The 22,432-nt window shown below is 71.1% G+C and carries 17 protein-coding genes; 13 read left to right on the forward strand and 4 right to left on the reverse strand.

Annotated features, from left to right (window positions below; translation table 11 throughout):
• Positions 1–150: 150 nt before the first annotated feature.
• From rplU to IF28_RS0111990, 4 genes are all read left to right on the forward strand, one after another.
• Positions 151–471, forward strand: a complete 321-nt coding sequence (gene rplU, locus IF28_RS0111975; protein WP_030217740.1) for a 50S ribosomal protein L21 — start codon at positions 151–153, stop codon at positions 469–471.
• Between the two features lie 14 nt (positions 472–485).
• Positions 486–740 (forward strand): 50S ribosomal protein L27, encoded by a 255-nt coding sequence (gene rpmA / locus IF28_RS0111980; protein ID WP_030217742.1) that lies wholly within the window; start codon positions 486–488, stop codon positions 738–740.
• A 105-nt stretch (positions 741–845) separates the two neighbouring features.
• Entirely contained in the window at positions 846–2,291 is a 1,446-nt protein-coding gene (obgE, locus tag IF28_RS0111985; RefSeq protein WP_030217744.1) for a GTPase ObgE, read from the forward strand.
• A gap of 236 nt (positions 2,292–2,527) precedes the next feature.
• Positions 2,528–3,628, forward strand: coding sequence for a glycosyltransferase family 2 protein (locus IF28_RS0111990; RefSeq protein ID WP_234325110.1), 1,101 nt, complete (start codon positions 2,528–2,530; stop codon positions 3,626–3,628).
• A 102-nt stretch (positions 3,629–3,730) separates the two neighbouring features.
• On the opposite strand, the gene IF28_RS0111995 is transcribed toward IF28_RS0111990, so the two are convergent.
• Both IF28_RS0111995 and IF28_RS0112000 read right to left on the reverse strand, forming a co-directional pair.
• Positions 3,731–7,294 carry a bifunctional glycosyltransferase/CDP-glycerol:glycerophosphate glycerophosphotransferase gene (locus IF28_RS0111995; protein WP_030217749.1) on the reverse strand — a complete coding sequence of 1,188 codons (3,564 nt, stop codon included), beginning with the start codon at positions 7,292–7,294 and terminating at the stop codon, positions 3,731–3,733.
• Between the two features lie 25 nt (positions 7,295–7,319).
• Positions 7,320–9,551 (reverse strand): bifunctional glycosyltransferase/CDP-glycerol:glycerophosphate glycerophosphotransferase, encoded by a 2,232-nt coding sequence (locus IF28_RS0112000; RefSeq protein WP_030217751.1) that lies wholly within the window; start codon positions 9,549–9,551, stop codon positions 7,320–7,322.
• A gap of 326 nt (positions 9,552–9,877) precedes the next feature.
• Here IF28_RS0112000 and galE point away from each other — a divergent pair, with 326 nt between their 5' ends.
• Complete coding sequence (galE, locus tag IF28_RS0112005) at positions 9,878–10,846, forward strand: UDP-glucose 4-epimerase GalE (RefSeq protein ID WP_030217752.1); 969 nt, start codon at positions 9,878–9,880, stop codon at positions 10,844–10,846.
• 81 nt (positions 10,847–10,927) lie between these two features.
• Here galE and IF28_RS0112010 read toward each other — a convergent pair whose 3' ends face one another.
• Positions 10,928–12,973, reverse strand: coding sequence for a hypothetical protein (locus tag IF28_RS0112010; protein ID WP_420713775.1), 2,046 nt, complete (start codon positions 12,971–12,973; stop codon positions 10,928–10,930).
• Between the two features lie 280 nt (positions 12,974–13,253).
• On the opposite strand from IF28_RS0112010, the gene proB reads away from it, so the two are divergent.
• The 5 genes from proB to IF28_RS0112035 all read left to right on the forward strand — a co-directional run bounded on the left by proB (position 13,254) and on the right by IF28_RS0112035 (position 18,187).
• A complete protein-coding gene (gene proB / locus IF28_RS0112015; protein ID WP_037893032.1) occupies positions 13,254–14,435 on the forward strand; it encodes a glutamate 5-kinase in 1,182 nt (393 codons plus the stop codon).
• Positions 14,436–14,568: 133 nt separating this feature from the next.
• Positions 14,569–15,036, forward strand: a complete 468-nt coding sequence (locus IF28_RS0112020; RefSeq protein ID WP_078621110.1) for a hypothetical protein — start codon at positions 14,569–14,571, stop codon at positions 15,034–15,036.
• Positions 15,037–15,099: 63 nt separating this feature from the next.
• Positions 15,100–16,386 (forward strand): glutamate-5-semialdehyde dehydrogenase, encoded by a 1,287-nt coding sequence (locus IF28_RS0112025; protein WP_030217761.1) that lies wholly within the window; start codon positions 15,100–15,102, stop codon positions 16,384–16,386.
• Positions 16,387–16,437: 51 nt separating this feature from the next.
• Positions 16,438–17,025 carry a membrane protein gene (locus IF28_RS0112030; RefSeq protein ID WP_030217764.1) on the forward strand — a complete coding sequence of 196 codons (588 nt, stop codon included), beginning with the start codon at positions 16,438–16,440 and terminating at the stop codon, positions 17,023–17,025.
• An 88-nt stretch (positions 17,026–17,113) separates the two neighbouring features.
• Positions 17,114–18,187: a hypothetical protein gene (locus IF28_RS0112035; RefSeq protein ID WP_030217766.1), complete on the forward strand. Its 1,074-nt coding sequence runs from the start codon at positions 17,114–17,116 to the stop codon at positions 18,185–18,187.
• A gap of 93 nt (positions 18,188–18,280) precedes the next feature.
• On the opposite strand, the gene IF28_RS0112040 is transcribed toward IF28_RS0112035, so the two are convergent.
• A complete protein-coding gene (locus tag IF28_RS0112040; protein ID WP_030217769.1) occupies positions 18,281–19,375 on the reverse strand; it encodes a M48 family metallopeptidase in 1,095 nt (364 codons plus the stop codon).
• 435 nt (positions 19,376–19,810) lie between these two features.
• Here IF28_RS0112040 and IF28_RS39420 point away from each other — a divergent pair, with 435 nt between their 5' ends.
• From IF28_RS39420 to IF28_RS0112060, 3 genes are all read left to right on the forward strand, one after another.
• Positions 19,811–19,975, forward strand: coding sequence for a hypothetical protein (locus IF28_RS39420; RefSeq protein ID WP_030217772.1), 165 nt, complete (start codon positions 19,811–19,813; stop codon positions 19,973–19,975).
• 61 nt (positions 19,976–20,036) lie between these two features.
• Entirely contained in the window at positions 20,037–20,675 is a 639-nt protein-coding gene (gene nadD / locus IF28_RS0112055; RefSeq protein WP_030217775.1) for a nicotinate-nucleotide adenylyltransferase, read from the forward strand.
• Positions 20,676–20,691: 16 nt separating this feature from the next.
• Positions 20,692–22,404: a LytR C-terminal domain-containing protein gene (locus IF28_RS0112060; RefSeq protein WP_030217793.1), complete on the forward strand. Its 1,713-nt coding sequence runs from the start codon at positions 20,692–20,694 to the stop codon at positions 22,402–22,404.
• Positions 22,405–22,432 lie beyond the last annotated feature (28 nt).

Here is a 22,432-nt window from a genome sequence, read left to right on the forward strand (position 1 = left end):
ACCTTGACCGTCGGCGTGTCCATCGGGACTGCCACATCCCCGTAAACCTCTTCCTTCCGGGTGCTTCGGCGGCCGGGAGAGGTCGTCCGTGTCCATGGCCGGGCGGCTGGCCTGCGGGGGTGCCGTTCTTCGAGTGAGAGTGAGATCCGCGTGTACGCCATCGTGCGCAGCGGTGGTCGCCAGCACAAGGTTGCTGTCGGCGACATCGTCGAGGTTGACAAGATTTCCACCGCCAAGGTCGGCGACACGGTCGAGCTCTCGACCCTGCTCGTGGTCGACGGCGAAGCCGTGACCAGCGACCCGTGGGTGCTGGCCGGCATCAAGGTCCAGGCCGAGGTCGTGGACCACCACAAGGGCCAGAAGATCGACATTCTGCGCTACAAGAACAAGACCGGCTACCGCCGTCGTCAGGGCCACCGCCAGCAGTACACGGCGATCAAGGTCACTGAGATCCCCGCGGCTGCGAAGTAAGGGACTGAGGAGACATGGCACACAAGAAGGGCGCATCGTCCACTCGGAACGGTCGCGACTCCAATGCCCAGCGGCTCGGCGTGAAGCGCTTCGGCGGTCAGGCCGTCAACGCCGGTGAGATCATCGTCCGCCAGCGCGGCACCCACTTCCACCCGGGCGCCGGCGTCGGCCGTGGCGGCGACGACACGCTGTTCGCGCTGCAGGCCGGTGCGGTGCAGTTCGGCACCCACCGTGGCCGCAAGGTCGTGAACATCGTTCCGGTCGCCTGATCGGAAGCTTTCGCGAGGCGGACCTCACTTCCCGGTCGGGAAGGCGGGTCCGCCTTTCGCGTGTTAGGCAAGAGACATTCCGCGCAATAACTGGAGGCACATCCCATGACCACCTTCGTGGACCGCGTCGAGCTGCACGTCGCCGCGGGTAGCGGGGGCCACGGCTGTGCCTCCGTCCACCGTGAGAAGTTCAAGCCCCTCGGTGGACCCGACGGCGGGAACGGCGGACGCGGCGGCGACGTGATCCTCACCGTGGACCAGTCCGTGACCACCCTCCTCGACTACCACCACTCCCCGCACCGCAAGGCCACCAACGGCAAGCCCGGCGAGGGCGGCAACCGCAGTGGCAAGGACGGCCAGGACCTGGTCCTGCCCGTGCCGGACGGCACCGTGGTGCTCGACAGGGCGGGCAACGTGATCGCCGACCTCGTCGGCCACGGCACCTCGTACATCGCCGCCCAGGGCGGACGCGGCGGGCTCGGCAACGCCGCCCTCGCCTCGGCGCGGCGCAAGGCGCCCGGATTCGCGCTGCTCGGTGTGCCGGGCGACCTCCAGGACATCGTGCTGGAGCTGAAGACCGTCGCGGACGTGGCGCTCGTGGGCTATCCCAGCGCCGGCAAGTCGTCCCTGATCTCCGTGCTCAGCGCCGCCAAGCCGAAGATCGCCGACTACCCCTTCACCACCCTCGTCCCGAACCTCGGGGTCGTCACCGCCGGGTCGACCGTCTACACCATCGCCGACGTGCCCGGCCTCATCCCCGGCGCCAGCCAGGGCAGGGGGCTCGGCCTGGAGTTCCTGCGCCACGTCGAGCGGTGCAGCGTCCTCGTGCACGTCCTGGACACCGCCACGCTGGAGTCCGACCGCGACCCCGTCTCCGACCTCGACACCATCGAGGAGGAGCTGCGCCAGTACGGCGGCCTCGGCAACCGTCCCCGCGTCGTCGTCCTCAACAAGACCGACGTGCCCGACGGCAAGGACCTCGCCGAGATGGTGCGCCCCGACCTGGAGGCACGCGGCTACCGCGTCTTCGAGGTGTCGGCGGTCGCGCACCGGGGACTGCGGGAGCTGTCGTTCGCGCTCGCGGAGCTGGTGGCGGGGGCGCGGGCCGCCAGGCCCAAGGAGGAGGCGACCCGTATCGTCATCCGGCCCAAGGCCGTGGACGACGCCGGTTTCACCGTCACCCGCGAGGAGGCCGACGGAGAGCCGCTGTTCCGGGTGCGCGGCGACAAGCCCGAACGCTGGGTCCGCCAGACCGACTTCAACAACGACGAGGCCGTCGGCTATCTGGCCGACCGTCTCAACCGCCTCGGCGTCGAGGGGGAGCTGATGAAGGCCGGTGCCCGCTCCGGCGACGGTGTGGCCATCGGGCCCGAGGAGAACGCGGTCGTCTTCGACTGGGAGCCGACCGTCACCGCCGGTGCGGAGATGCTCGGCCGCCGTGGTGAGGACCACCGCTTCGAGGCCCCGCGCCCGGCCGCGCAGCGACGCCGCGACCGCCAGGCCGAACGGGACGACTCCGAGCGGGAGTACGACGACTTCGAGCCGTTCTAGACCGGCGGACGCCCCCCCGTGAGGCGGTGCCCCGGACCGAGCCGTGTGCCGGTCCGGGGCACCGCCTTTTCACTTGGGACACACGTGTTTTGACGGAGCGTCAACTGTTACGTGACTGTGTACCGGCCGACGGATCACCGCAACGGAACGGTCCAAACAGGGAACTACAGTGATGAAAAAAGCTGCTCGTGGGGGGCGCATTGAATACCGAGCCCGTAGGGGGGCCCACCGTCTCGGTGGTCATTCCGGTCTACAACGCCGGTGACTATCTGACGGAATGTCTGCAGTCGATCGCGGACCAGTCCCTGGGATTCGACCACATCGAGATCATCGCCGTGGACGACGCCTCCACGGACGGCAGTGGGGACGTGCTGGACGCCTGGGCGGAACGCCACCCCGGGCGGGTCACGGTCGTACGGTTCGAGAAGAACTCCGGTGCCCCGGGCGGTCCGCGCAACCGCGGCATCGAGACGGCCACCGGCGAGTTCCTGTTCTTCGCGGATCCCGACGACCGTCTCGGGACCGAGGCGCTGGAGCGGCTGGTGGGGGCCGCCCGGCGCGACGACTCGGACGTGGTGCTCGGGCGCATCCGCGGAGTGGGCCGCAAGGCGCCGGTCACGCCGTTCCGCAAGAACGTCGAGGGCGGTGACATCTTCTCCTGCAAGGCCGTCTGGACCCTGACCGCGCACAAACTGTTCCGGCGCTCTCTCGTGGTGGAGCACGGTCTGCGCTTCGCCGAGGGGGTCAGGCTGGCCGAGGAGCAGATGTTCGTCGTCCCGGCCTATCTGCACGCCCGGTCGATGTCCGTGGTGGCCGACTACGACTGCTACCACCTGATCCACCGGGACGGTTTCCCGCATCTGACCCACGAGGTCCCCGACCCCGCCCCCTTCTACGCCAATGTGCGGGACGTACTGGACGTGGTCGTCGAGCACGTCCCGCCGGGCAGCCGGCGCAACAGCCTGCTGTACCGCTGGCTCACCCTGGAGATTCTCGGCCGCTTCAAGGAGTCCTTCGCCGAGCTGCCGGAGGCGACACGGGCCCAGCACGTGGAGCTCGCCGGGCAGCTGCTGCGCGCGTACATGCCGGGCGAACTGCTGGCCGAACTGCCGCCGCTGTCCCGGCTGCGCTGTCTGCTGCTCTCCCAGGGGCTGGTGGAGGAGATCACCGCCCTGTGCGCCCTGGTGCCCAGACCGGAGTCGGCGCCCGCTCATGCTCCGGAGCAGACGCCCCACCGGCAGGCGGCGCAGGCGCGCCCGCGGCTGCGGGGCCGGATCCGCGCACTGACCGTCGCACTGGCCGGCCGCGCGGGTCCCGCCGGGAAGACCGGGCACTGAGGACGGGCCGCTCACAGCGAAAGGGCGACGGCCGGGCGAATCCGCCCGGCCGTCGCCCTTCCCGTTGCCGGGGAACCTCAGGTCCCCCGGCAACCGGCCGGCTCAGACCTCCCCGGCCTGCTCGATCATCCGGTCCACGACCCGCTTCGAGGCCTCGCCGTCGTCGAGGTCGCAGAACAGGTGGTGGAACCGCGCGAAGCGCTCCTCGTACTCGGCGGACACCGTGTCGATGTCGCGGATCGCCGTGACGAGCTCCTCGGAGGTGGAGATCAGCGGTCCCGGCGAGTCGTTCTCGAAGTCGAAGTAGAACCCGCGCAGCGTGTCCCGGTAGTGCTCCAGGTCGTACGTGAAGAACAGCATGGGCCGCTTCAGGTGGGCGTAGTCGAACATCACGGACGAGTAGTCCGTGATCATCATGTCCGCCGCCAGGTACAGGTCGGCGATGTCCGGGTACTCGGACGCGTCCCACACGAAACCGTTGCCGGCGCCAGGGACGGCGTCGACGACGTTGGAGTGACGCCGGATCAGCAGCACATGGTCGTCACCCAGCCGGCGGCGGGCGTCGTCGAGGTCGATCCGCAGATCGAACAGGTACTGCCCGGCGCTGTGCGACTGGTCGTCCCGCCAGGTCGGCGCGTACAGCACGACCTTCTTGCCGCTCGGGATGCCGAGCGTCTGGCGCACCTTCTCCGCGATCTTGTCGCGGTCCGGCGAGTACAGGTAGTCGTTGCGCGGGTAACCGGCCTCCTGGATCTCCCCGTCGTAGGAGAAGGCCCGCTTGAGGATCGGCGTGGAGAACCGGTTGGAGGAGACCAGCAGACTCCAGTTCTTGGCCTCGAGCGCCAGACGGTTCTGGTACTCGCGGTCGAAGTACAGCGTCTCGATGTCGTGGCCGATCTTCTTCAGCATCGTGCCGTGCCACGTCTGCACGATGACCTGGCCGGGCCGGCGCTTCACCCACTCGGGCAGATGCCCGTTGGTGACGATGTACCGGGAGGTGGCCAGAGCCTCGAACCAGTCGCGGCCCCACATGCGCACCTTCTCCGCGGTGTGCGGCAGCACCACCTGGCCGTCGCGCACGGCCCACAGGAACTTCATGTCGCTGCCGCGGCGCAGCAGTTCCTCGTGCATCGCCCGCGGGCTGTCGGAGTACTGCTTGCCGTTGTAGCTGAGGAAGAACACCTGGTCGCGCAGCGGCTCCTGGCAGCCCGTGTCGTACACCTCGCGGCGCAGCTGGAGCTGACGGTACGGACCGCGCTCCAGGTCGCTGAGCTCGGAACGGCAGTTGAGCTGCGGGTAGTCGCTCCAGCGGTTCTCGAACCAGTAGCGGCGGCCGCCCAGCTCGGTGTGGAGCGGGAAGCGGGGCAGGGCCGGCCGGTCGATGACGAACTGGGCGTCCGGGACGTCCGGGTTCGCGGAGCGCAGCAGCAGGTTCCAGCGGCCCGCCTTCAGCGGCACCTGACCGGAGCCGCCCATCACCGACGGGTCGAAGGCCACGGTGAACGTGCCGTCCTCGGACCAGTCGGTGGACGCCGTGCGCTCGTCGTAGCGGTTGGTCGCCTTGAGGACGAGGTCGGAGCCGGCGAGTTCCCGGCTGGCGCGGCCGCGCACCACGAGCTTCCCGCCGTCGAGGACGACATCGGTGAGCACGGCACGGCGGGTGCGGCCGGTGATCTTCAGATAGCCGTTGTGACCGGACGTCAGCGCGATCTCGCGGTGGGCGCCCTCCTCGCCGAAGGAGGCCGGCAGATCGAAGGACAGGTCCTCCAGGCCCTCCCGGACCACACTGCTGAACTGGCGCTCCGTGCCGTCCTCGGCGGTGGCCACCAGTACGGTGCTCCACCGGCGGCGGTCCGGCTGGGCCTGGTCGTCGACCGTGCTGGTGCTCAGCAGGGCCACGTCCGCCAGCGGTACCCGGGTACGGAACGTCCTCGTACCGCCCTGCTCCGCCACATCGACCGGGTAGTTGCGCAGCTCGCCGCTCTTGCCGTGGCTCAGCCGGAACGTCACCGTCTCCCCGGCGTTCAGCGGCTCCCGGATGTCACCGGTGATCTCCACCGCGTCGCCGTCCAGCCGGCGGTCGGTGATCAGGGCGCGCACCTTCTCGACCCGCAGCTTGAGCGCGCTGCGCTCGACGGTCGGCAGCAGCCGGAAGTCCTCGTCGAGCCACTGGTACGGCGGGAAGTTCGCGGCGGAACCGCCGCGGGTCCAGATGCCGCTGCGCCGCACCAGACCGGAGGCGTAGACGTTGATGCCGACGTGCCAGAGGCCCTCCTGCCAGGTGCCGCCCTTGCGCAGCCTCGCCGGGTCGAGGGCCAGTTCCCAGCCCGCCCAGTCGTAGTTGTAGCGCTGCTGACCGGAGTCCGTGGTGCACTCGGGCCGGTGGACGTTCTTGGCGGGCAGGAAGACGCGCCGGCGCGAGCCGTTGCGCTTCAACTGGACGATCTTGACGCTGCTCCGCTTCGACGATACGTCGATCTTGTCGATGTAGGCGTCGCCGGACAGGACGAGTTTGCCGTCCTGCCAGGTCACCGAGCGCAGCGGGGCGCGCAGGTCCAGGTCGCCGTCGATGCGCAGCGCCGACTTCGGCAGCTCGAGGCCGCTCTCCTCCAGCGTGCGGAAGCTCGCGTACTTGCGGAAGGTCCCGGAGACCTCCACCGGCTCCTTGCGGCGCTGCGAGGCCAGCAGGGCGATCAGCTCGGGCATGGCGTGCTTGCGGACCAGCAGCCACTGCACCCGCAGATCCGTCGGCAGTGCCATGACGATCTTCGGGTCCACCATGTCGAGGTAGCGGTTGGTGGCCTCGAGGAACGCCTCGTGGAACTCGGCCGTGGAGTCCGGCAGCACCCGCAGGAACAGCCGCAGGTCGTCGCGGAGCACCCGGTCGTCGTACTGGCGCTTGTACTCGGCGAACTCGGCGCCCGGCTGCTCGGCGAGGTAGTCGCTGACCATGCTGACCGCGGTGACCCGGTCGCGGATGGCCTGGGGCTCCTTGCGGCGCTGGGTGATCGAGGGGGCGGACTCGCCCTCGCGCAGCCGCCAGAAGTACGTCGGCTCGCCGATGACGTCGACGGCCTGAGCCCGGTAGTGGGCGGGCAGGACGACGGGGATGTCCTCGTGGAGGATCCCCTCGGGGAAGACGAAGCCCTCCTTCTCCCAGAAGCTCCGCCGGAAGATCTTGTTGCAGGCGATGCGGTCGGCGATGAGCTTCGGGTTCCTGGATATGTGCGTACCCCTGCGGGCCTCACCGGCCAGCATCTTCAGCAGGGGCACCTGCCAGGTCTTCTCGCCCTTGAGGTGGAAGACGTTGCCGGTGGCGAAGTCCGAACCGGAGTCGTCCAGGCTGGCGAGCATCTGCCGGTAGGCGTCCGGCGGGATGAGGTCGTCACTGTCGACGAAGGTGAGGTACTCCGAGGCGTCCGACACGTTCTGGATGCCCGTGTTGCGGGCCGCTCCGAGTCCGGCGTTCTCCTTGCGGATCAGCTTGAAGCGCTCGTCGCGCTTCGCGTACGCCGCGGCTATCGCGGCGGAGCCGTCGGGGGAGCCGTCGTCGACCATCAGGACCTCGATGTCCCGGAAGGTCTGCGCGGCGAGCGAGTCAAGGCACGCGGGCAGATAGCGCTCGACGTTGTAGATGGGGACGATGACACTGAGCCGAGGGGCCATGGCTTTTGTGGTCTCCTTCCTGGGGTCAGGCCCGCTCGACCAGTTCGAGCGCCTGGTCGGGGGTCGGTGCGTGGGGTCGTTCGGTGAACGGGACGAACGGCAGTGCGGTCTCCTCACCGAGGAAGACGCGCCGCACCACCCTTTCGGCTGCGTGCCCGTCGTCGAATTCGCAGAAACGGAGCCGGAACCCGGCCCGGCGCTCGGTGGCCTCCGGTCCGTCGTACTCCCGCGAGCCGAGCAGCCGGATCAGTTCCGCCTGCGTGGTGGCCACCGCACCGGGCGGCTCCTCCAGCAGGTTGAAGTAGGTGCCGCGGACCGCGGAGTAGATGTCCCAGTCCGGGGCGTAGACGATGATCGGCCGGTCGAGGAGGGCGTAGTCGAACATCGCCGACGAGTAGTCCGTGATGAGCGCGTCCGCGGCCAGGTACAGCTCCTCCACTCGGCCGTGGCCCGACACGTCCAGGATGCGGCCGCTGCGGCGCAGTTCGGCGATGTGGGGGGAGCTGCCGTAGAAGTAGTGGCCGCGGATCAGCAGCGTCACGTCGGGGCCCAGCTCGTCGGCGAGCCGCGCGAGGTCGAGGGCCGGTGTGAACCCGGGCTGGTACTCGCGGTGGGTGGGCATGTACAGCATGGCCCTGGTGCCGTCGGCGAGTCCGAGCGCGGCACGGGCCCGGCGGACGTCCTCGGCCGTGGCGTTGACCAGGAAGTCGTTGCGCGGGTAGCCGGTCTCCAGGGTGGTGTACGAGCAGGGGTACACCCGCTCCCACACGGCGGTCGAGAAGCTGTTGGAGCTGAGGCTGTAGTCCCAGCGGTCACAGCGCTCGAGGAGCTTGGCGAAGTTCATGTGGGTGGACGCCGGGTACTTCTGCTGGTCCAGGCCCATCGTCTTCAGCGGGGTGCCGTGGTGGGTCTGCAGATGGATCTGGCCCTCCCGCTTCACCACCGTGTCCGCGAAGTTCACGTTGTTGACGAGGTACTTGGCACGCGCCACGGCCGCCCAGTAGGCGCGCGAGCCGACCCGGACGTGCTCCACGCCCTCGGGCACGTTGTCCACCGAGTCCGCACGGACGGCCCACACCCGGCGGATTCCGGGGGCGAGCCTGGCCAGTTCGGCGTCGATGGCCGCCGGGTTGCAGGAGACGCTGCGGCTCCAGTAGGCGGAGAACACGGCGAGGTTCTCGTCGAGGGGGAGCCGCAGCTGCGACTGGTAGGACATGCCGACCGCGCCGCGCTTGGACCGGCTGATCGCGGCCGCCGCGCCGTTTCTGACCTTCCGCCGGAACTTCACGGCGGCGGTGGCGCCGGTCATGGTCGCGTAGGCGTCGCGCTCCAGCATCGCGTACTTGTGGCCGCGGCCGCCGGCCGGGCGCTGGAACCCCTTGGGCAGACGGTCACGGTAGTCGGCCGAGGCGCGGTGGAAGAACTCCGCGCGGGCGGACTGCGGCAGCCGGCCCGGACGCTCCAGCACGGTCAGATAGTGGTCGACCATCTTGCGGAACAACGGCCCGCGCCACTCGTCGAGTTCCGGGTGCGCGTCGAGGTAGTCGAAGACCCGGCGGTACTGGTCGAAGACGTCGAAGTGCTTGCGGCTGACCGTCTTCAGGATGTTGCCGCCCTCGCGGCGCTGCCGGTACAGGACGCAGACGCGGTCCAGTACGGCCATGCGCTCGGCGCTGATCATCGAGCAGAACGTCCAGGGGGCGTCCTCGTAGTACCCCGGGGGGAAGGTGAGGCCGGTGCGGGCGATGAAGTCGCGGCGGTAGGCCTTGTTCCAGACGATCTGGAGCAGATTGAGCAACTCGGGGCGGTCGGCGAGGCGGAAGACGTCCGGGCCCTCGCTCCTCAGCAGGTCCGCCCGCTGGTTGGGGCGTATCTCCCCGTCCCAGTAGGTGCGCGCGTAGTCGTAGACGAGTATCTCGGGGTCACCGGTGGCCTCGAGACGGTCGGCTATCGCCGCCAGCGCGCCGTCGGACAGCGTGTCGTCGCTGTCCAGGAAGAGGACGTAGTCGCCCTGGGCCCGCTCGAGTCCCGCGTTGCGCGCGCGCCCCAGCCCCACGTTCTCGGTGAGGTGAATCACATGAATACGGGCGTCTCTTGCCGCGTACTGGTCGAGAATGGCGCCCGAACCGTCCGGCGAGCAGTCGTCGACGGCGATGATCTCGAAGTCCGTGTAGTCCTGTCCGAGAAGGGAATCCAGGCACTCGGGCAGATAGCCCTGCACCTTGTACACAGGGACAACGAGGGAGAGTCTGGGCATCCTTACAACCTGTTCCGAGAACTGACCGAGTGCGCTCTGGCGTGGGCTTGGGGCCTGGCCGCGCTCCGGGCATCCATGGACCTGGAGGGCGTCGCCGCATCAGCGTAAAGGATTCACGCGAAGTTTCCGTGGGCGCGGTAGTCGAACCCCCGGTGACCGGCCGGTGGCGGAATCGACCGATTCCAGGAGCTTCCTGATCGCGGCTGCGCATACCTGTCGACGTCCGGTGTGCTCCAATGACCCCTTGTGCGCGGTTGGCCCGATTCGATTTTTCGGGGCCCGCGGAACAGTCTGCATGCAATGACTGCGACCCTGGAGGCATGAGCATGAGCTGGCTGGTCACCGGTGGGGCCGGATACATCGGCGCGCACGTGGTGCGCGCCCTGCGCGACGGCGGCGAGTCCGTGGTCGTGTACGACGACCTGTCCACCGGCAGCAGGGACCGGGTGCCGGACGGGGTACCGCTCGTCATCGGCAGCGTCCTGGACGGTGACCTGCTGGAGCAGGCAATTCGTGACCATGCTGTGACAGGGGTCGTGCACATCGCGGCCAAGAAGCAGGTCGGCGAGTCGGTGGAACGGCCGCTCCACTACTACCGCGAGAACGTCACCGGTCTGCAGACGCTTCTCGAGGCGATGAACGCCACCGGCGTGGACAAGGTCGTCTTCTCGTCCTCCGCCGCGGTCTACGGCATGCCCGATGTGGACCTCGTCACGGAGGACACCCCCTGTGCGCCGATGAGCCCGTACGGCGAGACCAAGCTCATCGGCGAGTGGCTGATCAGGGCGGCCGCCACCGCGTACGGCGTCCGCGGCGCCTCCCTGCGCTACTTCAACGTGGCCGGCGCGGCCTCGCCCGAACTGTCCGACGCCGGGGTCTTCAACCTCGTCCCCATGGTCTTCGAACGTCTGGAGGCCGGAGAGGCACCCCGGATCTTCGGCGACGACTACGCGACCCCCGACGGCACCTGCGTCCGCGACTACATCCATGTCCAGGACATCGCCTCCGCCCACCTCGCGGCCGCCCGCCGCCTCGACGAGGCCCCGAAGGGCACCGCGCTCACGCTGAACATCGGCCGCGGCGAGGGCAGTTCGGTGCGCGAGATGGTCGACCGCATCCTCAAGATCACCGGCAACGAGGACGTCGCCCCCGAGGTGACCGCCCGCCGCGCCGGCGACCCGGCCCGTGTGGTGGCCTCGGCGGACCGCATCCGCGAGGAACTGGGCTGGACGGCCCGGCACGGCCTGGACGAGATGATCGACTCGGCCTGGCAGGGGTGGCGGCACCGGCGCTAGCCGTCCCCGGGCCCGGACGCGCGAGGGCCTGACGGGCAGGGTGCCGCGGCCGTGGCCCCGGCCTGCCCGTCAGGCCCGGCCTCACGCCCGTGTGGTCACGCCGGCCGGACGGGGCCGCGTCCGGCGCTGGCCCGGGAGTTCCGCCGGAACGGGCCCGGTCGTGCGCGCCCGGTGCTCCAGCGCCGCCGCGCACAACGCCCGTACCGCCGCCCCGAAGCGCTCCTGGGAGGCGGGCTGCGCCGGCCCCAGCAGCCGTAGCTTCAACTCGGCGCGCGCCGACGCCAGTTCGTCCTTCTCCGGATGCCGTACGGCGTCCAGCAGAGCCGGAACCCCGGCCGCGTCCGGGGTCAGGACCGTCGCCGCCGCCACCGTCGGGAAGGCCGTACGGAACGCCGGTTCGGGGAGGTCGCCGGTGTTGGCCACCGCGTAGGGCTTGCCGCTCGCCAGGAAGTCGGTGATCACACTGGACACGTCGCTGATCAGCAGGTCGGCGACGTTGAAGCAGGCGTAGAGCGAGGGGCGGGCGTCCGCGACGACCCGGTGTCCGCCGTCCGGGAGGGACGCCCAGTAGGCCTCCTCCCAGGCCGCCGTCACCCGGGCCACCGCCTCCGCCCGGCCCGGCGAGGGGACCGACCGGACGAGCATCCGCTCGGCCGCGTCGGCGGCCGGCCGGAAACCGGCCGTGGTGAGCCGGTCCAACTCCGCTGTGAGACGCACGAGTTCCGCCGACGGCGCGGTGGTGCGGGAGCGGTTCGCCGCGTGGATCAGCGCCCGGATCCGGCGGTCCGCGGCGCCCGCCCGCGGATCCACCGAGCCGGTCAGCGGATGCGGCTTGTACAGCAGCCGCACCCCCGGGTCCGCGAGCAGCGCCCGTACGAGGTTCTCCCCGGCCGCGATCACCGAGGTGTTGCCCGGATTGCCGTCCCAGCCCTCCCAGGTCGGCGCGTACAGCACGGTCACGGGGCGTCTGGCCGGCGGGCCCGCGTACGGGCGTACGGCGTCCAGTTGCGGACGGCCGATCTCCACCACGTCCTTGTCCTCGACCCCCACCTCGGCCAGCGCGTACCGCTCGCGTGCCGCCGGACCGGCCACCCACACCTCGTCGTACGCCTTCGCGTACGGATTGCAGGACGACAGCTTGTCGCTCTCCCCGTGGTTGACGAAGGCGTGCTTGATGGTGGGGATGCGCAGCACCTGCGAGGTCTTGCCCGAGTTGGAGGGGTGGATGAGCACCTGGAGCGTGGAGTGCTCGAGCCGCATCAGCGTGGGCACCTTCGGCAGGCACACGATCGGGATGTCGGTCGCCGCGATCTTCGGCACCATGAACCGCTCGCGCAGGATGATCACCGGCCGGGCGTCCAGCGCGGCCAGCGGCTCCAGCCACATACCGGCCTGGTAGGCGGAGGACACCCCGCCGGAGAAGTACAGCCCGACCGTCGGCCGGTACTCCGCCAGCCACGCGTCGAACCAGTCGAGGACCTCCTGCTCGTCCGCCGGGCGCCGCCCCGGCAGCAGCCGCAGCAGCAGAACGCCCAGCCCGGCCAAAACCAGTGCCAGCGACAGCGTGACACCGGCCGCCGCGCACCGGGTGTCGTCGGTCACCGCCGTCCCCGTCAGTCCGGCCGTCGCGGGCAGGCCGAACACCAGCAGCCGCTGCCCGGCACGGCGCAGCAGCACGGGCGGGGCGGGGGAGAGCCGCAGCGCGCGGGCGTCGATGTTCCGGGTCACCACGGGCAGCGTGCGGGTACGGCGGACCAGCACCGACACCGCCTGGACGGCGCAGTGCAGCCCGTAGAAGGCGAGCAGCGCGGCGACGAGCGGGGCGTACTGCGTCTCCCGGTGCTGCTCGCCGAGCCGCAGCAGCCCCACCACCAGCAGCAGATCGCGCAGCACGTGGCGGACGGTGACGTCCGCGTGCGACTTGGCGAACAGCGACACCATGCCGGGCTGCCACCGGTACAGCACGCACTCGGCCGCCAGGGACACGGCGGTCGCGGCGACGAGCAGCGATACGTGCGGCAGGAGCGCCGCCACCGCCTGTGCGAGGACGGCGGCGACGAGCACGGCACCCACCAGCCCTCCCAGGAGGCTCGGCGGACGGGGAAGAGGTACGGGCACTGCGGTCACTCCAGGAGTGTCGGGACGGACCAGGTCGTCCGTGCCCGGTTAACGCCCGGTGACCGCCCGACGACACGCGCGTATCCGTGGGGAGGCCGCGGAAGGGGCTGCCGCTCCGGCCGGCCCGTCCGCGGTGGCCTCAGCGGCCGGGGCCCGTCCGCTGTCTGCCGGCCCTTGTTCCGGATGGCGGCCGGTGCTGTCCGTAGCGTGGACCAGTGACGGGTCACACATCCCGTTCACGTAGATTGCCCGGTGAGCAGGGCGGGCCAGGAGAGGGGACGGCGGCAAGGTGGCAGGGGCAAGGCGGGCCGTGGGCGAGGCGCGCAGGATCGTCGTCAAGGTCGGCTCCTCGTCGCTGACCACCGCGGAGGGCGGACTGGACGCCGACCGGGTGGACGCGCTGGTGGACGTACTGGCGAAGGTGCGCAACGCGGGGCCGGACCGCAGGACCCCGGCCGAGGGCGGCGGCGGGCGACGGGCGGGCGGCGGGGAGCGGGAGATCGTCCTCGTCTCCTCCGGTGCCATCGCCGCCGGACTCGCCCCGCTGGGGCTGCGCCGCAGGCCCCGGGACCTGGCCCGGCAGCAGGCCGCCGCCAGTGTCGGCCAGGGGCTGTTGGTCGCCCGCTACACCGCCTCCTTCGCCCGCTACGGCGTCCGCGTCGGCCAGGTGCTGCTGACCAGTGACGACATGAGCCGCCGCGCCCACCACCGCAACGCCTCCCGCACCCTGGACAAGCTGCTGGCGATGGGCGCGTTCCCGGTCGTCAACGAGAACGACACCGTCGCCACCGACGAGATCCGCTTCGGAGACAACGACCGGCTCGCCGCCCTCGTCGCCCACCTGGTCCGCGCCGACCTGCTGGTGCTGCTCTCCGACGTGGACGGCGTCTACGACGGCGACCCCGCCCGCCCCGGCACCTCCCGTATCGCCGAGGTCAGGGGCCCCGGGGACCTCACCCACGTCGAGATCGGCAGCGCCGGCAAGGCGGGCGTCGGCACCGGCGGCATGGTCACCAAGGTCGAGGCCGCCTCGATCGCCGCCGCCGCCGGCATCCAGGTGGTGCTGACCAGCACGGTGCACGCCGCCGACGCCCTCACCGGCGGCGACACCGGCACCTACTTCCACCCCACCGGGCGCCGCTCCGCCGACCGGCTGCTGTGGCTCCAGCACGCCTCCGCGCCGCAGGGCTCGATCACCCTCGACGACGGTGCCGTGCGCGCGGTCGTCCAGGGCCGCAAGTCGCTGCTGCCGGCCGGGATCGCCGGTGTCGACGGCGAGTTCAGCGCGGGCGACCCGGTGGAGCTGCGGGACCGCGAGGGGCGGGCGGTGGCCCGGGGCCTGGTCAACTTCGACGCCAAGGAGATCCCGCTCCTGATCGGCCGCTCCACCCATGAACTCGCCCGGGATCTCGGACCGGAGTACGAACGCGAGGTCGTACACAGGGACGATCTGGTGGTCCTGCATCCGTAATGTGCCGAATCGTCCGCCCCCGGTGGTGGACGTTCCGCAAAAGCGCCCCACGGGCCCCGACGGCCTGCTCAACTTTGTTGCGAGGACACATCCGCCCGACCACCGGGTGGGTCCGCGCGTGAAGGAGGCCGTCGTGAGACGAGTGCGCCCGGGGACGACGGCGTCTCGCGGTGCCGGCTCCCGTGCGGCCGGCGAGGAGCGTGCTCTGAGCAGCGTCACGACCGGTGACCGGTGCCAGGGCGGCGCCGAACCCCGGGACCTGCCCCGCCTGTGGCACGTCACCCTCAGCGTCTCCGGCGCGCCCGCCCCCGTCACCGAGGTGCGGCGGTCGCTGGAGCAGCTCGCCCACGACCACCCGTTCCTGCTGACCAGCCGCTACGCCGACGACCACGCGGAGATCCGCTACTGGGAGGAGGCCCGCGATCTGCACGACGCGGCCGCCGTCGCGCTGCGCCTGTGGGGCGAGCACCGCCAGACCGCCGGCCTGCCGCCGTGGGAGATCGTCGGCCTGGAGGTCATCGACCGGGCCACCTACCACCAGCGCGTCGCCGCCGGGTACGGGCCGGTGCCGGCCACCCCGGTGGGCGTCCATCCCTTTTGAGCCCGTGTCTCATGGTTCGGGATGACCGCCGTCCGGGCCGGCCGCCCGCACTACCCTTCCCTCATGACCACGCTCTCGCCGTACGACTCGATGTCCCCGGTCAACCAGGCCGCCTACCGGGCCAAGGGGGCCGCCGCGACCCTCGCGCCGCTGCCGCGGGCCGTCAAGGACGACGCGCTGCTCGCCGTCGCGGACGCGCTGGAGGTCCGTACGAGCGAGATCGTCGAGGCCAACGCCGAGGACGTCGCCCGGGCCCGTGAGGCCGGCATCAGCGAGGGCATGATCGACCGGCTCACGCTCACCCCCGAGCGGGTGCGCGCGATCGCCGCCGACGTACGGGACGTGGCCGCGCTGCCCGACCCGGTCGGCGAGGTCGTCCGCGGCTCCACGCTGCCCAACGGCATCGATCTGCGCCAGGTCAGGGTGCCGCTCGGTGTCGTCGGGATCATCTACGAGGGCCGCCCCAATGTGACCGTCGACGCCGCCGCCCTCTGCCTGAAGTCCGGCAACGCGGTCCTGCTGCGCGGCTCGTCCTCCGCCTACCGGTCCAACACCGCGCTGGTGCGGGTGCTGCGCGACGCCGTGCACGGCGCGGGCCTGCCCGCCGACGCCGTCCAGCTGGTGCCGGGCGAGAGCCGCGACAGCGTGCGCGAGCTGATGCGCGCCCGTGGCCTGGTCGACGTACTCATCCCGCGCGGCGGCGCCTCGCTGATCAACACCGTCGTGCGGGAGTCCGTCGTCCCCGTCATCGAGACCGGCACCGGCAACTGCCACGTCTACGTGGACGCGCAGGCCGACCTGGCCATGGCCGTCGAGATCCTGGTCAACTCCAAGGCCCAGCGGGTCGGCGTGTGCAACGCGGCCGAGACGCTCCTCGTCCACCAGGACATCGCCGCCGAGTTCCTGCCCCGCGCCCTGGACGCGCTCGCCGACGCCGGGGTGACCGTGCACGCCGACGAGCGCGTGATGGCGTACGCCAAGGACTCCCGCGCCACCGTCGTGGAGGCCACCACGGAGGACTGGGAGACCGAGTACCTCTCCTACGACATCGCCGCCGCCGTCGTCGACTCCCTCGACCGGGCCGTCGAGCACATCCGGCTGTGGACCTCCGGCCACACCGAGGCCATCGTCACCACCTCGCAGCAGGCCGCCCGCCGGTTCACCCAGCTGGTGGACTCCACCACCGTCGCGGTGAACGCGTCCACCCGGTTCACCGACGGCGGCCAGTTCGGGTTCGGCGCGGAGATCGGCATCTCCACGCAGAAGCTGCACGCCCGGGGGCCGATGGGCCTGCCGGAGCTGACCAGCACCAAGTACATCGTCACCGGCGACGGTCACGTACGGCGCTGAGCCGCCGAGGCGTCCCGGCGGACGGATGAATGTGCGTACCGTCTGCCCAAAATGACCCCCCAGGTCTACTCTGGACGCGTGCCGGAGGACGTGGGGGGCACGCCGTTCCCTGACGGCGGGGAGCCCGACGACGACCACGACCGCGGGGTGTCGGACGAAGAGTTCGCCTCCGTGGTCTTCGACGAGGCGTTCGTACAGGCGGCCGAGGCGCACGAGCCGACCGCCGTCGAGCGCCTCCTGGCGGCCGCGCAGGCCAGAGCCGAGGCCTCCGAGGCAGAGGCCCACCGGGCCCGCGCGCGCGGCGAGCGGTACGACGACGGGTACGGCGGCCACCGGGGCGGCTACGACGACCGGGACGACGACCCCGACGCCCTGGAGGACGGCTACGGCTTCCCGGGCTCCTACGGCAGACAGGTGCGCTGGCACCGTCCCGTCGCCTGGATGCTCGCCGTGGTGATGGGCGTCGGCATGGTCGCGCTCGCCTTCTCGGCCGTCTACCGGGGCGGCTCCTCCAGCCGGCAGGACCCGGCCCCGCCGCCCGCCACCACCGGCGTGGAGCAGGGCGGCGCGCCGACACCCTCCGCGCCGGCCGGCCACTCCCGGCAGACCGTCCCGTCGATCCCGCCCGGCAGCCCCTGAGAACCGGCCCGCCGACCTGTTGAGAACCTGTCAGAAGTTGGCCTCGGCAGGGCGTTTACCGGGACCCTCCCCGACCTACCCTGAAGATATGGGAGGGCCTTCGGACCCACCCGAGGGGACGCCCGAGGGAGCCCCCGGAGGTGGAGAGGACGAGTACAGGTCCGTCGTCTTCGACGAGTCCTTCGTCCGCGCTGCCCGGCTCCAGGAGTACTCCGCCCAGGAGCGCATCACCGACCACGCCCCCGCCGTACGCCGCCGCCCGCCGCGCAGCCGCGGCGGACTGTCCCGGCAGGCGCTGATCCTGGTCCTGCTGATCGCCGTGGCCTTCGGCACCGCCGTCTACATGGGCGTACGCCACCCCTACCGCAGTCCCGCGGCCGACCGGCCCGCCGAGCCGCTGCGGATGACCGTCGTCCCGCTCGCCCCGCGGGGCGAGGTCCCCGGCACCACCGACGTCGAACAGCTGTACGCGCGCAGTCCCGCGGCGGGGTTCCGGCCCGGCGCCGAGGGGGTGCCGCTCCCGGCGTCCCGGCGCACCGAGCACTTCTCCGACGGGCAGGTGGTGTCCGCGCTGCTCACCGCCAAGGACTACCTCGTACGCTCCGGACTCGACCCGGGGGTGCTCACCGGCGGCGAGACCCGGCCGGTGCGGGTGCTGGTGGACTCCGGTCAGCTGGACCAGTTCGACGAGAGTTTCGACCGGCCCACCTCCGACGGGCGGCACGCGCCCACCGGATGGCTGGTCCGCTTCGACCCCGCCCGGGTGCGGCTGGCCGACCACGAGATCCGCGTCCGGGGCACCATGCAGGCCGCCGAGACCGACTCGTCCACCCTCGAGGTCGTCACGGATCACACCTTCGTCTACGCGCTGCGTCCGGCCGGGCCGGGGCGGGACACCGAGGCGTCCCTCTTCACCGTCCGGCGGGAACTGCACTTCCGCTTCGACCGCGACGATCTGCGGCTGCACCAGGCGGAACTCGTCCTCGCGTACGTCCAGGCCGGGCCGCTGTCCTGCGCGGAGGACGCGACCACCCGCCTGAACCCGTTGCTCTTCGGCCAGACGGCGAAGTCCGCCACCCCCACCGGCACCGACCCGTACGCCACGGGCAGCACCGCGGCCCTGTGCGGCACCCTGGCCCCCGGCGCCCAGCCAAAGCTGTGATCGCCCCGCGTTCAGCCCCTCCGGCGTCTGAGGAGCGGGGGCTGGGGCGGAGCCCCGGGGCCGGGACGGGAAGGGGCGGCGGGGGCGAGGAAACTACGCCCCGTCGTGCGGCGGCTCGTCGTCCCCCGCGGCCGGCTTCGGCGGCGGCGCCGACGTGAACCCGCCGAAGCCGCGACGGACCCGCCCGCCCAGATCCCCCGCACCACCCGCGATATCACTGACCAGCTTCATCAGCGGATCCTTCGAGCCACGCACATCCCCCGCGTAACTACTCGCCGACTCCCGCCAGGAATCCCGCACCGACGCGTCCTTGTCCTCCTCGCGGCGCGGATAGTGCCCGTCCATGATCCGCTGGAAGTCACGGGACGCCGCCCACTTCTTCAGCTCCGCCGCCCGCACCGTGGTGAACGGGTGCGAACGGGGCAGCACGTTCAGGATCTTCAGCACGGAGTCGCGCAGATCCCCGCCCGCCTCGTACTCCTCGGCCTGCTCCAGGAACGCGTCCACGTTCATCTCGTGCAGATGGTTGCCGCCCGCGATCTTCATCAGGCCGCGCATCGAGGCCTGTACGTCCTGGCCGACCAGCAGCCCCGCACGGTCCGCCGACAGCTCCGACTTGCGGAACCACTCCCGCAGCGCGGTCACGATCGCCATGATCGCGACATTGCCGAGCGGGATCCACGCGACGCGGACCGCCAGCGACGTCAGGAAGAGCAGGATCGTCCGGTACACCGCGTGCCCGGACAGCGCGTGCCCGACCTCGTGCCCGACGACCGCCCGCATCTCCTCCTCGTCGAGGAGCTCCACCAGACCCGTGGTCACCACGATGATCGGCTCGTCCAGGCCGATGCACATCGCGTTCGGATTCGGGTCCTGCTTGACGTACATCGGCGGGACCTTCTCCAGGTCCAGGATGTAGCAGGCGTCCCGCAGCATGTCGTTGAGATGCGCGAACTGCCGGTCCGAGACCCGCACCGAGTCGGACAGGAACAGCAGCCGCAGACTGCGCTCGGGCAGCAGACCGCTCAGCGCCTTGAACACCGTGTCGAAACCGGTCAGCTTGCGCAGCGCCACCAGCGCGGAACGGTCCGCCGGATGCTCGTACGCGCGCGTGGAGATCCCGGGGAAGCGCCTGCGCTGCCTGCTCGGCACGCTCTCGTGCCCGTTGTGCTGATGGCCGTCGGACATGTATCCCCCATGTGCGTCTGGTGACCCCTCGCGGCCCCTGGTGCGGCCCTTGCGCGTCCCCCGCGGCGAAGCCCAGCCTAGGCGGAGTTACCTTGGACGGGCAGTGCCGGACGAACGGGACGGCCGAGGAGGTGCGAGATCTTGATCCGGGTGCTTCTGGTCGTGATGCTGGTGGGCTGCGCGCTCACCGCGTGGTTCCTGCTGCGCGGCTACAGCCGGAAGGACGACTGAGCGGCGCGGAAGGTTCCTGACGTCCTCCCGTCGGCCCTCCTGTCCGCCCTCGCGTCCGTTCCCCCCGTCCGCCCTCGCGTCCGTTCCCCCCGTCCGTCCTCGCGTCCGCCCGGAACGGCGGAGTCGGCGTGATCGCCGCGAAGGCCCCCGCATACGATGAGGCCACGTCTTTATCCCGCCCACACGCGATAGGTCCTGCCGAAGATGAGCATCCACAGCGCCGCTGCCCAGTTCGCCACCCTTGCCGCCGAGGGCGGAGAGCACAGTGGCAACCACGAAAGCCTCAACCCCGCCCTGGTCGGCGGTGGAGCCCTGTTCATCCTGCTGCTCCTGCTCTGGATCACCACCCGCTTCAACCGCGACCGCTGAGCCCGGGGACGGCCGCCCTGGCGGACGGGGTCCCCGGGCGGGGCCGGTAGGGTCTGCACGCATGGGAGAGCAGGACATGCCTACCGGCCCCGGCAGCGGCCCGTCCCGGCAGGGCAGACGCCGTCTCGGCGTGATGGGCGGCACCTTCGACCCGATCCACCACGGGCACCTGGTGGCCGCCAGCGAGGTCGCCGCGCAGTACGGCCTCGACGAGGTGGTGTTCGTTCCCACCGGCCAGCCGTGGCAGAAGAGCCACCGCGCGGTGTCCCCCGCCGAGGACCGCTATCTGATGACGGTCATCGCGACCGCCGAGAACCCGCAGTTCTCGGTCAGCCGCATCGACATCGACCGCGGCGGTGCCACCTACACCGTGGACACCCTGCGCGACCTGCGCGCGCTCAACCCGGACAGCGACCTGTTCTTCATCACGGGCGCCGACGCCCTCGCCCAGATCCTCACCTGGCGCGACAGCGAGGAACTGTTCTCCCTGGCGCACTTCATCGGCGTGACCCGGCCCGGCCACCATCTGACCGACGCCGGTCTCCCCGAGGGAGGGGTCTCGCTCGTCGAGGTTCCCGCCCTCGCCATCTCCTCGACGGACTGCCGTGCGAGAGTCGCCAAGGGAGAACCCGTCTGGTACCTGGTGCCGGACGGCGTCGTGCGCTACATCGACAAGCGCGACCTGTACCGCGGCGAGTGAGCCGAGAGGGGCACCGGTGAACGACCGATACGACGCGGGATACGGGGCCGACGGGGGCGCCCCGTACGAACTCGTCGGCTACGACGAGTACGGCCGACCCGTCTACCGCCAGGCCACGGACCAGCAGGCCCAGCAGTACGACGCCTACCAGCAGCAGGGCTACGGCTACGACCCGTACCGGACGGGCGGCCACCAGCAGCCCGGGTACGACCCCTACGGCACCGGGGCGGGCGCCCCGCAGCAGCCGCAGGCACCGTCGTACGACTCCTACGACTCCTACGGGGCCCAGCAGGGCACGCAGCAGGACGGCCGGAGCGGCCAGGACGCCCCGTACGACCCCTACGGGCAGCTCGGACAGACCGGGCAGCAGCCCCCCGTCACCGAGCAGACCGCGCACATCCCGCAGCAGCCCGGACCGGCCGGCGACGATCAGGAACCCGACGGGTCCGCGCCGGAGTACCGCACCGAGCAGTTCGCCTTCGTCGAGGAGCCCGACGGCGACTCCGAGGACGTCATCGACTGGATGCAGTTCACGGAGAACCGCACCGAGCGCCGCGAGGAGGCCAAGCGCCGCGCCCGCAGCCGGATCATCGCCCTCGCCGTGGTGTTCGCCCTGGTCGCGGCCGGTGGCGTCGGCTACCTCTGGTACGCGGGGAAGCTCCCGGGAGTGTCCGATTCCGGCACCGGCACGGGCACCACGACGGCCGCCGGAGCGCAGAAGCGGGACGTCGTCGTCGTCCATCTGCACGACACCACCAACGGCGGCACCGCCACCGCCCTGCTCGTCGACAACACCACCACCGAACAGGGCACCACCGTCCTGCTGCCCAACTCCCTCGCCCTCACCGGCGACGACGGCTCCACCACCACGCTCGCCAAGTCCGTCGAGGACGACGGCTCCGAGGGCACCAGGACCGCCCTCGACACCGTCCTCGGCACCGACATCGAGGGCAGCTGGCGGCTGGACACCCCCTTCCTGCTCACCCTCGTCGACCTCGTCGGCAACATCGAGGTCGACACCGACACCGACGTGCCCGACCCGGACGCCAAGAAGAAGGGCGAGGCACCCCTGGTCAAGAAGGGGAAGGGCCAGACCCTCAGCGGCAAGATGGCCGTCGCCTACGCCACCCACCGCGGCTCGGGCGAGGACCAGAACGCCCAACTGGAGCGGTTCGGTCAGGTCATGCACGGCGTGCTGCGCAAGATGACCTCCGACCCGGACGCCGCCACCGTCACCGTGCAGACCCTCGGCCAGATCCTCGAGCCGCCGCTCACCGACAAGGACCTGGGCGCCTTCCTCGCCCGGCTCTCCGAGCGCGCCAAGGGCGGCGACCACAAGAGCGCGCTGCTGCCCGTCCAGGAGGACGGCACGCTCACCGCCGAGGCCAGTGACAGCGTCGTCAAGGACGTCCTCGGCGGCACCGCGAAGAGCCCCGACAAGAACGCCGCCGTCAGCGTCTCCGTACGCAACGCCACCGGTACGAAGGACAACACCGAGAAGGCCCGCGTGGTGCTCCTCAACGGCGGCTTCACCTTCCGGGACGCGGGCGCCGCCGGCGCCGCCGAGGCGTCCTCCGAGGTGGTCTACGCGGACGCCGCCGACAAGGAGAACGCCACCGAGGTCGCCAAGACCCTGGGGCTGCCCGCCGACTCCGTCAGCAAGGGCAAGACCTCCGCGAACGCCCGCGTCTCCGTCGTCCTCGGCCAGGACTACGAACCCGGCTCCTAGTTGTCTCCGGGCGCACCCTCTCTTGTCG

Source organism: Streptomyces sp. NRRL WC-3626 (genome assembly GCF_000718785.1).
GTDB classification, from domain to species: domain Bacteria; phylum Actinomycetota; class Actinomycetes; order Streptomycetales; family Streptomycetaceae; genus Streptomyces; species Streptomyces edwardsiae.